Genomic DNA, 12725 nt, shown 5'->3' with positions numbered 1-12725 from the left:
CCGCAGTCGTCCATCGATCAGCGGTTTTGGGATTTTTGCGACGCTAACCGGAGCCCTATAATGAGGCTTTATTTGCTTTGACCGGCCCCCACAGCAGCGCAACGAGCGCCAGATTGGCGAGGGCAAGCGCAGCCAGCATGATTAGGGTCTGGTCTGTCCCGGCAACGGAAAGCAGAAGTGCGCCCATGGTCGGCCCGACCGCTTGGGCGATGAGGCCCGGTCGCGCCAACCTTCCCATGATCGGCGCATAGCGTGCGGGACCGAACAGAGCGAGCGGAAGCGCCCCCTTGGCTATAGAAAAGATGCCGTTGCCAGCGCCGTAGAGGACGAGCGATAACCCGATGACGGGGAAGCCGGCGGCGAGCATCGTCATTCCTGCCGCCCCGAAAGCCGTAGCGATTGCGAGCGTCCAGAACGGATGATGCCGCCCTCCGCTCACCATTTCACCGATACGGCCGGCGACTTGCGCCGGACCAATCAGCGCCCCGAGCGCAACCGCTTCGGCCAGCGAGAAGCCGCGTTGCTGCAACAGGGTCAGCAGATGCACCGAAACGATGGTGACACCAAGACCAGCCAGAACGATGATCGCCATCATGGTCAGATAGGCCCGGCGTTCGTGACCGTGTAGCGCCAAGCGTGGCATCTCGCGTAGGCCGCTGACAGGCTTGGGTTTGCCGTTGCCCGGCAGGACAAGCAGCACGAGCGGCAGGCAGATGGCGAGGTGGATGGCGGCATAGGCGGCGCATGTTCCCCGCCATCCCCAATGCTCCAGAAAGAGAGCCGAGAGCGGCCAGCAGACCGTGCTTGCGAAGCCGCCCCACAGCGTCAGGGTGGTTATGGCGGATCGCGCCGAATGGCCGTAGTAGCCGCCGAGCGTTGCGAAGGCGGCATCATAGAGGCCCGCTCCCATGCCGAGGCCGAGCACGACCCATCCCGCGACGAACACCCATAGGGACGGAGCGGCCGCAAGGATGACGAGGCCGGCGGCAAGGAGCAGGCACGCGGCCGCCAGAACCGGCCGCCCGCCATGCTGGCCGATGGCATCGCCCACGCGAGGAGATACGATGCCGGCGGCGAGCAGGCCGAGGGAGAGCGCGCCGAACCCTTCAATGACCTGTTCCACACGTCGATCAAGGTCGAATGCGTGAAGGGCAAGCTCGACGGCACGAAGTTCGTGCGCGTTCCGAACTACAAGCCACGCGACCTAATGGCCGAAGGCAGCGGCTTCTTACAATGGACAAGCGTTTACGTGCTGGCCCTCAGCCAAACTGTCAGAGTTCTGCTTCTGGATGAACCGGATGCCCATCTGCATCCATCGCTTCAGTCGCAGCTTGTCGAGGCGCTGGAAGACATTGTCAGAGCTAGTGGAAAGCAGGTGCTGATGGCGACCCACAGCACCGAGATTCTCCGCTGGGCAGACCCAGCATCGGTCATGGAATTCAAAGCGACCGGAGGGAAATATCTAAAGGAAGCCAATCAGAAGATCTCGCTATTTCTAGGACTGGGAAGCAACTATGCGCCGAAGCTCGACCCTCTCCGGAATTCTAAGAAGCTGCTGATTGTCGAAAGCGCCAGCGACGCACGAATACTCAAGACACTGGCGGGTAGGGCTGGGTTGGTATGGCCCGAGAATCTCGTCATCTGGCCGTGGACGGGCAGCAGCAAGGAACGGAAGAATCTGTTCCTACAGCTTCAGGACGAGGTGCCGGGTCTGAAGGCTATCAGCATCAGGGATAGGGACGACCAGAGCCTTGAAACGGTCGATCCGACGAATCTTCGGGACAAGGGCTTGCATTCGCCACATGAGGATATGCTGATCCGCGTCTGGCGTCGGCGCCATATAGAGAACTATCTGCTTTGCCCCGCAGCCGTGGCTCGAGCCAGCGGCCAGCCGCTTGAGGTCATCAACGAGCTCTTGGCGACCCATGCCCTAACGATACCGGACAACTTCACGGCGAAAGACGTTGCAACGGCGCTACTGGATGCAAGGGGCAAAGAGATTACAGTGGAACATGCTGACAGCTTCAGGAAACGGCTCGGCGTCACTCCGATACAGATTGCCGATGTGATGAACGCGGACGAGGTCTGCTTAGACATCATCGAGCTGGTCAACCAGATCATTGCTATGTGCGCGCCGGATGACCCCGTCTAGCAGAGGTGGTGCCGGTTTCTGAGACAGGGGCATAAGGTGGATCGCCCGATGGAAAGGACGATCCAGCATGAAGACACGCAGACGGTTTACGGCCGAGTTCAAGGCCAAGGTTGCGCTTGAGGCGATCCGCGGCGAGCGGACGATTTCGGAACTGGCGACGAAGCACCAGCTTCATCCGAACCAGATCACGCAGTGGAAACGGCAGGCCATCGAGAACCTGGCCAAGGCATTCGACGACAGGGCTTCGGATGCGCAGGCCGGCCGGGAAGCCGAGGTGACGAAGCTGCACGCCAAGATCGGCCAGCTCGTCGTGGAGCGGGATTTTTTGGCCAAAGCCTTCGATCGCTGAGCCTGGATCGGAGGAGAATGATGATCGATCCCGATCACGAACGGCTCTCGATCCGCCGCCAGTGCGAACTGGTCTCGATCTCGCGGGCCTCGTTCTATCGACAGCCGGCGGGCGAGACGCCCGAGAACCTCGAACTGATGCGCCTCATTGACGAGGCGTTCACGGAAATGCCGTGGTATGGCTCGAGACAGATGGCGCGGCACCTACGCCGTCAGGGCTGGTGCGTAGGCCGCAAGCGGGTCCGGCGGCTGATGCGCAAGATCGGCCTGTCACCGATCTACCAAGCGCCGAAGACCAGCGAGCCGCATCCCCAGCACCGCATCTATCCCTACCTGCTGCGGCATCTCAACATTGAGCGCCCCGATCAGGTCTGGTGCGCCGACGTGACCTACATCCCCATGCGGCGCGGCTTCCTCTACCTCGTCGCCATCATGGACTGGTTCAGCCGCAAGGTGCTGGCCTGGCGGCTGTCGAACACGATGGATACCGACTTCTGCGTCGCCGCTCTGGAAGAGGCGATCGCCCGCCATGGCAGGCCCGACATCTTCAACACCGATCAGGGAGCCAGTTCACCAGCTTCGCCTTCACCACGACGTTGAAGGATGCCGGCATCCGCATCTCCATGGACGGGCGCGGCCGGTGGATGGACAACGTCTTCATCGAGCGGCTGTGGCGCAGCCTCAAATACGAGTGCGTCTTCCTCAACGCCTTCGAGACAGGCGGTGAGGCCCGGGCTGGCATCGGTTCATGGATCGACTATTACAACCGGCGACGCCCCCACTCGACCTTCGACGGCAGGACACCCGACGAGGTCTATGCTACGGCAGAAATGATGGAGAAATTGGCGGCGTAAAAACCAACCCGATCCACCTTAGCCAAGCCGCCAAACTGTCTCACCAAGCGGGTCCACCTCAATGATTCATCTGCAAATCCGCGTCAACCGATATTCGGTCAGATCCTTTTCTGAGAAAGAAAAAAGAATGAAAGACCGAGAACTAACACCGGAAATGGTCCCTGTGATTAAGCTGGCCCGTAGCTTGAAATACAATTATGCGCGCATCGCATCGTATTTCGAGATCAACCAAGGGCGCATCGCAGACGTGATGAAGGGGCGTAGGTTCCCCAACATCCCACCTGCATCGCAGCTTCCGTCCGACTTCCCAAGGACATAAACAGAACTGGGGCGACCTATGAGTCGCCCCTTTTCAGTTTCCACAGTTTATATGGTCTGCTGGCGTCACGGTCATCAGTCCAGCCACACTCGAAATGGCAGTCAGCACATGAATTTCACCACTGGGAGATATTGACGGCGACGCTCCTCCGCTACCACTGCAAACCCTCTTTCACGGAGAACATCGCGCCGGCGTCTGCATGGTGCGAGCTGTTCCCCTGTCAGTCGCGCAGGACCAGCCGCTCGCCGCGCATGTCGAAGCCGGAAAGCGTGCCGATGAAATTCATGCCGAGCAGGCTCTGTTCGAGGCGTCCGCTCTGCGCGACCATCACCGGTACGCGCCTGCGAACGATGTCGCCGATGCGGATTTCATCGGCCACGACCCGCGCCGCGCTGGCCTGGCCGTTCGCCGTCATCACCGGAATCTCGAACCTGAGCGTCTCCAGCTCGTACCCTGCCCGCCGCGCATCCTCGAATGTCAGCACCGTGCTGGTCGCGCCGGTATCGATCATAACCGTCAGCGGGACGCCGTCGATCTCGGCGCGGACCTCGAAATGGCCGTTCGCGCGGCGATCGATCATCACGGCGGCGCGGCCGTCCGTATCGGTGATCGACAGGGGACTGCCGGGAATGAGGCCGGCGGTAAGGCGGCTCGCGATGTCCTGCAGCTCGTAGCGGTACTGGTAGCCGGCCATCAGCACGAGCAGGATCAGAAGCCAGATCGCCATCGTGCGCGCCACCTGGCCGAATCGCATGCCGGAGCCGAGAATGCCCGCGGCGATCACCGCGCCGAGCACGCCGAGATAAAGGATGCTGGCGAAGCTGTCGTCCTCCAGGCCGAAGACGGTGCTCGTGTCGCCGCTCGACAGCAGCAGGACCAGCCCGAGCGCGAGTGCGCCGATCGCGAACCAGAAGACGGCGTTGCTGTTTGGTCTCATATCAGAATTTTACCACGTCCTTTGCCGGGCGGGGTTCCTCCCGCCGCTCCAGCCATAAACTCGTTATCCGATGCAGCCGCTCCATAAAACGACGTCTGCTCGCCGCCTGTGATGACCGCGCGGCATATCATGTCTATGATGCGGGCAGTTTCGAGGCTTGCGGGGAAGAACGCTGTGCGGATTTCATGGCTTTTCGCGCTGCTGTTGTCGTGCGGCGTCGGCGTTTCGTCCGCTCACGCACAGGACAACCTGCTTGATGAACCGGACGACGCCGGGCAAGATGAGCTATGGGAAGCGCCTTCCGACGCAGACCGGCTGGATTTCTACCGGCACTATCTGCGCGGACTTGAAGACGGCGCGGAGGCCGCGAATGCCGTCCGGCGCTATGTTTCCATGCCTCGCGAATACTTCCGCTCGTGGGATGATCCGGAGTTCGGCAGCGAGCAGGACAACCTGCTTCAGTCTTCCGGCTACGCGCAGATGGTCGGCATCAGCGAGATGGGAGACCTGACGCGGGTGGCGACGCTGGTGTCGAGGCATGGCGAGGCCCTCGCGGCCTTGCAGGACGAAGGCACGGCGACCTTGATGATCGTCATCGCCGAAAGGCTGCTGGACGGCGGCTCTCTCGACGGGAAGGATGCCGCGACGGCGGCGCGATTGCTGGACGCTGCAGCGCGTGCGGGCAGCGCCATGGCGCAGTCCCGGCTTGCGTTCATGTATCGCCACGGCCTGGGTGTCGAACGGGATGCCGCAAGGGCACGGCAACTGGCCGCCGAGGCGGCCGAGCGCGGCGAGGTGTTCGCGCTTTACCAGCTTGCCCGCGCCGCCGAGGACGAAGGCACGCTGGCCGGCACGGAAGCGGCGACCGCTTTCTACCAGCGCTTCATGTCGTCGCCTGAGCATTTCCGCGGGCCCGAGGGCAGCACGCCGGCCGCAATCCTCGTCGCGAACCGCCTGCTTTCGCCCGGTCCCGCCCTTTCGGCGCAGAATGCGCAAGCCGCCATCGCCGGAGTCGCGGAAGAAGCGCCCGATTTCGCGCGGGCGCTGGCGCAGGTGAACCTGTGCACCGATTGCGGCGGCATCATCGATCTGGCCGATGCCGCCGAATGGCTGCGGCTCGCCCACGATCTCGGCGATGCCGATTCCGGCTATCACCTCTATCGCCTGTTGCAGGCAAGGCCCGACCTGGCGATCGAACCGGGCGAGGCCTTGTCGAGGCTTGCCGCCAATATCGAGCCCTCCGATGCGGACGGAGGCCACGTCGGCTACGACACCCATATCAATTCCTACCTTGTTCTGGAGATAGAGCGGCTGCGCGCGGAAGCCGGCGAAACGGGCCTGCAACAGAAGATCGGCGCGTTGCTCGATCGTCTTTGCGAGACGGACGATCCCCGCTGCGAGGAGAGCGCGCTGGCGATGGCGTCGGGCGGGATCGACCTTCTGGCGGTCGTTCCCGGCATCAACAAGCTCATCGAGCGCGACTCGATCTATCTCGTCGACACGCTTGCCTCCTATGGCGACTTCGCCGGCGCCCTGGAGCGGGCGCGGCGGATCAGCCCGGGCAGCTATTCGATGAGCGAGGCGCTGACCCCCGACAACCGCACCGCGACGTTCCGGCGGATCGTCGCTTCCCGCGAAGCCGGCAACATGGACAGGCTGCCGGACGGCTTCGTGCCGCTGCTCCGGTTCCTTGCCGACAACGGCAGTTCCGACGCCACGGCAATGCTGCGCCTGCTCGAGGACCCGCGGGGAAGGACGGACGGCGTTGCCGCCGCGCCGCCGATGTCGCAGGAAGAGTTCGACCGCATCGCGGCAAAGGGCGGCCTGAGCCGGTCCTTCGTGCTGGCCGCGCGCAACCGTTCGCGAACCCTGCGCGCGGACGGCAGGCAGGCCGACGCGCTGCGCATGGAACTGACGGCGCTCTCCACGGAACTTCAGATGAACGATATCGCGGGGCTGTCGGACGGCCCGCTCCAGCGCGACCTGACCCGCGTATGCCTCCTTTCGAAGGCCAGCGAGCGCATATCCGATCTCGGCGCGGACGATGTCGCCATCGTGCTGGCGAAGGACGCGGTCAACACGCTGCAAGGCGTTCGCGCCAGCCTGAGCGGGGTCCCGGAGCGGCTTCAGGCCTGCTTCAGCGATCTCGTCGCCGACCAGTATCGCTGGCTCGCCGATTTCTTCGTCACGCGCGGCAGGCTCGCGGAAGCCGAGTTCGTCATGGCGCTGCTGAAGGATTTCGAGGCGTTCCAGTTCGTCGGGCGCGACACCGATTTCCGCGGACGGGCCTACGAGACGCTTCCCTTCTCGATTCCCGAGGACTCGCTGAAGGCGGTGCTGGACACGCTGCGCCCGCCGACGGTGCCGGATGCCCGGCGCAGCGAGGAACTGCGCATCAAGCGGGCGCAGGGCGGGCTGACCGCCGAGGAAGAACAGGAGTTCGACGCGCTCGACGCGCGGCTTGCCGAGGCCGACGCGACCTATGACGCGGCGCTGGACGAAATACTCGCCCAGGCAGAGGAAATGGGACGCGAAGACCGCATCTCCGGGCTCGAGAACCTCGGGTCGCTCCAAGGTTACCTGCGCCGGGAGGACGGCGAGCCGGTCGCGCTCCACTATGTCGTCCTCGACGACCGGATGCACATCATCCTGACCACCGGCTATGACCGCAAGAGCGTGACGGTGACCGAATGGCATGGCGAGCCGTTTTCCGAAGCGCGTCTCGATGCCGATATCGCACGGTTCCACACTTATCTGGCGACGCCGGGCAGCGATCTCATACCGCAGGCTCAGAGGCTCTACGACCTCCTTCTCGAGCCGTTCGCCGCCGATCTCGAGGCGGCGCAGACCGCCCTTCTCCTCATCTCCTCGGACCGGCGGCTGCGCTACGTGCCCTTTGCCGCGCTGCATGACGGCAGCCGCTATGTCGCCGAGAGGTTCGGGATCGCCATGCTGTCGGACGCCGGATACGAGATCGCCGGCGACAGGGTGAGCGGCGCGCCCGTCGCCGCCCTCGGCATGACGCGGCAGGTGGAAGGCTTCTCCGCCCTTCCGGGGGTGCGCATCGAGATCGAGGGCATCATCAAGGGCGACGACGGCTTCGGTCTGTTCGAGGGGCGCTCCCTGCTCGACGGCGATTTCAGCGACGCCGCCTTCCAGGATGCGCTCCGCATCGGTGCGGGCTCGAAGGCGGGCCTGGGCGTCGTGCACGTGTCGTCCCATTTCAACCTCGGCGACAGCGACGCGACCTCGTTCCTGCTTCTCGGCACCGGGGAACGGCTCAACCTGCGCGACATCAAGAGAAACCGCCGCGCATACGAGTTCGGCTATGTCGACCTGCTCACATTGTCGGCCTGCGAGACCGGCTATGCCGACCCCGCGCAGGACGGGAGGGAGATCGAGAGCCTGTCCAAGCTGACCGGCAGCCGCGGCGCGCACGCCATACTCGCCAGCCTCTGGCCGGTCAGCGACAACTCCACGGCGGTGATGATGCAGCGCTTCTATGAACTGCGCGAGCTGGGCGGCCTGTCCAAGGCGGGCGCGCTGGCGCTGACCCAGCGCGAGTTTATCGACGGCAAGATCGGATCGCGGGACAATCTTCAGGTGGAGAGCATCGTGCTGGAGACCGCGGCGCGCGGTGCCGTGACGCTTGTGGCGCCGGCCGGGCGGACATTGTCTTTGAGCCATCCCTATTACTGGGCGCCGTTCGTGCTCACCGGAAACTGGCGTTAGGAGGCGAGCCCATGAGGCGCAGATCACCCGCGTATCATCTGGCGGCACTGGCGGTTCTCGGCGCTGCCTGCACGCCCGCCCTCGCCGAAGAGCTGACCAGCGAGGACATACTGTCCGGCGCCTGCCTCACCGCCGGCCAGCCGCGGGAGGAAGGCCCGATCAAGGAACTGACGTTCCAGATCACCAGACAGAACGATCCCGAGGGATACAGCGGCGATCTGCTCCGGCTCTCCTTCACCGAATGGGACGTCCCCAACATCGTCTTCGAAACGACCGCAGCCTGCTGGACGGGCGAGCAGGGGATTCAATGCAGCATCGATTGCGACGGCGGCAGGGCCTTTGTCGCCGGCGGAGACGGCAAGCCGTGGACGATCCGGACCGAGCATCTCGCATACTCCATGACCGGACCCGAGAGCCTGTTCGCCCTCCAGGCGGAGCAAGGCCCCGATCTCGGCCAGCTGACGGGAACCTTCGCCATAAGGCGCAATCCGGGCAACGGGATGTGCCGCGCGACGGCGGACTATGTGTTCGCCGCGCTCGAGCCGGGCGACATCTCGCCGCGCGTGCTGCAAGCCGAACGGCTGCTCAGCCAGTGGGGCCAGTTCCTCGAATTTCCGGACGCGATCTACGATGAGGCGACCGCCGACGCGGTGACGCGGTTCCAGCGGCAATACGGACTTGCCGAAACCGGCATAATCGACGAGGCGACGATGAGCGCGCTGGTGACGGCGGGCGCGGCGGGCCATTCCTGCTGAGTGGATGCCGGCAAGGAACGACAAGGAAAGGTGCCGACGATGGTGTTGCGACGGGCTGCATGGGTGGGGTTGGCAATGCTGGGCGCGGACGCCGCGGCCGCGGACCCGATCGTGGGCGAGTGGCGGACGATGGACGGCTCCCTCGCCGACATAGGCAAGTGCGACGCCGGGTTCTGCATCGTCATGAAAACGGGCGACTGGCCCGGCAGGCAGATCGGCGCGCTGAAAGCGTCCACGCCGGGGCGCTATTCCGGCTCGGTGACGGACCCGCGCGACGACCGCACCTATTCGGGGCGGGCGACGCTTTCCGGCAACACGCTGAAGCTTACAGGGTGCGCCCTCAAGATCTTCTGCCAGACGGAGACGTGGTCGCGGAACTGAAGCGCCCTGCTCCGTCGGCAAAACCCTCGATACATGCAGCCGCCTTCAATGAGATAAGCGGCGGCGATGGAAAGCGACAGCAGTCCTACCGCTGGCCGTCGTCTCCCTTGACGTTCTCCTTGAGCAGGCCGCCGAGGCGGGAATTCAGCCGGCCGCCCGTTCCCATCACCAGCGCGAACAGGATCTCGTCGGCGCGCGGCGCGTCCTGGATGCCGATCTCCATGCTGTTGAAATGGCTGCGGACATAGGAGGCGTGGATGTAATGGACCGGCACCATCATGCGGTAGCCGGCGCCTGCAACCGCCTTGTTGGCCGGCACCATCGCCCTGGGCTGGCCCAGAACCTCGCGCATCGCCCAGCCGCCGGCCTCGTGCCACACCGCGCCGTGCTCCATCTCGCCGTTCAGCCCGACGACGGCCGCCTTGGAATAGACCTCGACCTTGTCGACGCCGCCGAGGGCATCGACGAGCTCGAGCGCCAGTTCCTTGCCGAGGCCGCGCAGCTCGGCCATGAACGGCATCAGGTCCGGCTCGTAGCGGCCGGCATAGGGGTTGGCGACCACCGCCATCGCCGCGGCCATCTTCAGCGGCTGCTCCGGCGCCGGGCCGAGCTCGTGGAACGTGGTTTCGACGGTCAGCGCGCGCTTGCGGATGCGGATGAGCGACATGGTTTCCTCCGTTCGGGATGCGTGTGTCACGACGCCCGGCCGCCGAGCGTGTGGTAGATTTTCATGCTGTCGACATCGGGGCCGACCCGGGCGACGGTGCCTTCCCAAATCTCCAGCACCCGGGGCACCATCGGCAGATCGAGCCCGGCGCGTTCGCAGCTTTCGATGAAATTGCGCACGTCCTTGGTGATCAGCGCCGACGTGAAGCTGACGCTGTCGTCATCGCGGCGCACGGTTTCCAGCTTGTTGGCCGAGACATAGCTGGCGCCGCTGGAGCTGTTCACCACCTCGCCGAACTTCTCGAACGAGATCCCGGCCGTGCGGGCGAAACGCAGCGCCTCGGTGAAGCTGACGATGTTCGCCGCCAGGAGATAATTGTTCGCCGCCTTCATGACGTGGCCGTCGCCCACCCTGTCGAGCCGGACGATCTTGCTGGCGAAGCAGCCGAGAACGTCGAGCAGCGGGCTGTCGCCGGCGATGCCGCCGGCCATGATCGTCAGCTCGCCCTTCCATGCCCGGACGAGGCCTCCCGAAACCGGCGCGTCGTGGAGGCCGATCTCCTTCGCGGCCAGCAACGCGGCGAGACGCGTCGTCTCCGACGGGATCGAAGAGCTGCAATCGACGACGACGCTGCCGGGGCGAAGGACGTCGATGAGGCCGGGTTGCCCGCCAGCCCCCTCGACGACGGCCGAGACCACCTTGCTGTCGGGCAGGCAAAGCACGACGACGTCGCAGCCGGAAAGATCGCCGATCGCCGGAACGAAGGACAGGAGCGCCGCCGCATCGCCCGCCTCGGCCGGCAGGACGGGCGGGCGCGGGTCGTAGATGGCGAGGGGGCCGCCCGTCTTGCGCGCGATGTTGCAGGCGATGGGCAGGCCCATCTTGCCTGCGCCGAGAAATCCGATCTTCACGCTGTGCTCCTTAACCGCCGGCGATGCCGGCACCCGAAAGCCCGCCATCGACGAGGAAGACGCCGCCCGTGACGTAGGAGGCGAGGTCCGAGGCGAGGAACGCCGCCATCTGCGCCACGTCCTCGGGGCGGCCGAGCCGGCCCATCGGCACCTGCGCGGCACGCCGCTCCAGCATCGCCTCGAAGCTGTCGACATCATAGGCGCGGGCGAGATTGTGCCGGATGCGCGGCGTGTCGATGAAACCGGGGGCGATCGAATTGACCCGGATGCCGTAGGCGGCGTTTTCCTGCGCGATCAGGCGGACGAAATGATCCAGCGCCGCCTTGGAGGCGGCGTAGAAGCTGTGCGGATAGCCGAGATGGCGCTGCGACCAGGCCGAGCCGGTAGCCAGCACCACGCCCGCGCGCCGCGCGCGCATTCCCGGCAGCAGCGCGCGCGCCACGGTATGCAGCCCGACGAGATTGGTGCTCAGCACGGCCTCGAACTGCGCCGGCTCCAGCGTCTGCGTCTCGGCCGCGAAGCCGATGCCGACATTGTAGTGGAGGATATCGACGCCCTCTTCCGCGAAGGGCGCGACGGCCGAGGTCGCGACCGCGGCGTCGGCGGCATCGAAAACCACGGTGCGCGCCCGGCCGCCCTGCCCGCGGATCAGCGCCGCCGTGGCGGCGGCGGCCTCGCCGTCGCGATCCGCCACGACGACCTCGGCGCCGCAGCCTGCAAAGGCGGCGCAGACGGCGCGTCCTATGCCGTTGCCTTCTCCGAAAGTGCCGCCGCCGACCACGAGGGCGCGCTTTGCCGAAAGGTCGATCCGCATGGCCTCATCCCTCCGTGCGGGCGCTCTGGCCGGCCAGCGTATCGGTGATCAGCCGCGCCTCGCGCTGGAGCAGCGCGACGATCTCCCTGCTGCGCTCCGCCTCCATGCGCGACGAGATCGCGGCGATGCTGATCGCGCCGAAGGGACGCCCGGTCAGCGGGTGGACGATCGCCACGCCGAGCGCGGAGACGCCGGGCAGGACGTCGCGCTCGCTCGATGCGAAGCCATCGGCCCGGGCGCGCCTGATGCGCTCATGCAGCGACTGCGCGGTCGTCTGGCTGTAGCGCGTGATGACCGGCAAATAGTTCTCGATGTAGCGCGCGACGAAGGCCTCGTCATGCGCGGCCAGCAGCGCAAGCCCGACGCCGCCGACGCCGAGCGGCCAGACGTCGCCTTCCTCGAGCGACAGGCTGCGGACCGGATAGCTGCCCAGCACCTGTCCGGCGTCAGCACTGATGGGACCAAATCGGCTTAACTGAGAACGGAGGATTTCTGGTTCATCGTAGCCTTTCAAAGGAGCGAAGATGAGACAGAAATCCTCCGTTCTCAGTTAAGCCGATTTGGTCCCATCAGTGCTGACGCCGGACACTCGAAAACTACTTCCTGCCGGGTGATCTCGAGCAGCAGGTCGCGGCGTTCGTCGATCACTACAACCACCGCCGCTACCACGAGAGCCTCGACAATCTCACCCCTGCCGACGTCTACTTCGGGCGCGGCGATATCATCACGCTGGAAAGGGAAAGGATCAAACGCAAAACCATCAAACAGCGCCGCTTGCTTCATCGAGATGCAGCGGCCTAATGTGACAAACCTGATGGACCAGAGCCTCCGTTAGCTCACGCCGCCTGTTGTCCC

Annotated in this window: 9 protein-coding genes and 3 pseudogenes; 6 read left to right on the top strand and 6 right to left on the bottom strand. The window is 65.0% G+C overall.

Annotation, left to right across the window (positions count from 1 at the left end; translation table 11 throughout):
* Positions 1–55: 55 nt before the first annotated feature.
* Positions 56–1099 (bottom strand): annotated as a pseudogene (locus tag M9945_RS14090) (MFS transporter); the annotation flags it as partial.
* Between M9945_RS14090 and M9945_RS14085 the strand changes: the two are divergent.
* Together M9945_RS14085 and M9945_RS14080 are read left to right on the top strand one after the other, a co-directional pair.
* Entirely contained in the window at positions 1028–2152 is a 1125-nt protein-coding gene (locus M9945_RS14085; RefSeq protein WP_367945110.1) for an AAA family ATPase, read from the top strand. The pseudogene M9945_RS14090 and the gene M9945_RS14085 overlap by 72 nt on opposite strands.
* Positions 2153–2219: 67 nt before the next feature.
* A pseudogene (locus tag M9945_RS14080) lies at positions 2220–3354 on the top strand (IS3 family transposase).
* A 539-nt stretch (positions 3355–3893) separates the two neighbouring features.
* Here the strand turns inward: M9945_RS14080 and M9945_RS14075 are convergent.
* A complete protein-coding gene (locus tag M9945_RS14075; protein ID WP_367945109.1) occupies positions 3894–4610 on the bottom strand; it encodes a TIGR02281 family clan AA aspartic protease in 717 nt (238 codons plus the stop codon).
* 393 nt (positions 4611–5003) lie between these two features.
* On the opposite strand from M9945_RS14075, the gene M9945_RS14070 reads away from it, so the two are divergent.
* Genes M9945_RS14070 through M9945_RS14060 form a run of 3 tightly spaced genes read left to right on the top strand, consistent with a single transcriptional unit; the run spans position 5004 to position 9478 of the window.
* Positions 5004–8342 carry a CHAT domain-containing protein gene (locus tag M9945_RS14070; protein ID WP_367945108.1) on the top strand — a complete coding sequence of 1113 codons (3339 nt, stop codon included), beginning with the start codon at positions 5004–5006 and terminating at the stop codon, positions 8340–8342.
* Between the two features lie 11 nt (positions 8343–8353).
* Positions 8354–9097 (top strand): peptidoglycan-binding protein, encoded by a 744-nt coding sequence (locus tag M9945_RS14065; RefSeq protein WP_367945107.1) that lies wholly within the window; start codon positions 8354–8356, stop codon positions 9095–9097.
* Positions 9098–9136: 39 nt separating this feature from the next.
* Positions 9137–9478, top strand: a complete 342-nt coding sequence (locus M9945_RS14060) for a DUF2147 domain-containing protein (RefSeq protein ID WP_367945106.1) — start codon at positions 9137–9139, stop codon at positions 9476–9478.
* Between the two features lie 85 nt (positions 9479–9563).
* On the opposite strand, the gene M9945_RS14055 is transcribed toward M9945_RS14060, so the two are convergent.
* Genes M9945_RS14055 through M9945_RS14040 form a run of 4 tightly spaced genes read right to left on the bottom strand, consistent with a single transcriptional unit; the run spans position 9564 to position 12306 of the window.
* The gene (locus M9945_RS14055; protein WP_367945105.1) at positions 9564–10145 is read right to left on the bottom strand and encodes an amino acid synthesis family protein; all 582 of its coding nucleotides are present in this window, start codon (positions 10143–10145) and stop codon (positions 9564–9566) included.
* 26 nt (positions 10146–10171) lie between these two features.
* Positions 10172–11056 (bottom strand): NAD(P)-dependent oxidoreductase, encoded by an 885-nt coding sequence (locus M9945_RS14050; RefSeq protein ID WP_367945104.1) that lies wholly within the window; start codon positions 11054–11056, stop codon positions 10172–10174.
* 10 nt (positions 11057–11066) lie between these two features.
* Complete coding sequence (locus M9945_RS14045; RefSeq protein ID WP_367945103.1) at positions 11067–11870, bottom strand: SDR family NAD(P)-dependent oxidoreductase; 804 nt, start codon at positions 11868–11870, stop codon at positions 11067–11069.
* A 4-nt stretch (positions 11871–11874) separates the two neighbouring features.
* Complete coding sequence (locus M9945_RS14040; RefSeq protein WP_367945102.1) at positions 11875–12306, bottom strand: IclR family transcriptional regulator C-terminal domain-containing protein; 432 nt, start codon at positions 12304–12306, stop codon at positions 11875–11877.
* Positions 12307–12458: 152 nt separating this feature from the next.
* Here M9945_RS14040 and M9945_RS14035 point away from each other — a divergent pair.
* Positions 12459–12671: pseudogene (locus M9945_RS14035) on the top strand (integrase core domain-containing protein); the annotation flags it as partial.
* Positions 12672–12725: the final 54 nt, after the last annotated feature.

This window comes from Aquamicrobium sp. (assembly GCF_023954335.1).
In the GTDB taxonomy this organism is placed as follows: Bacteria; Pseudomonadota; Alphaproteobacteria; order Rhizobiales; family Rhizobiaceae; genus Aerobium.
Note: the sequence above shows the minus strand (reverse complement) of the source record. Positions and strands in the feature narration are given on the sequence as shown.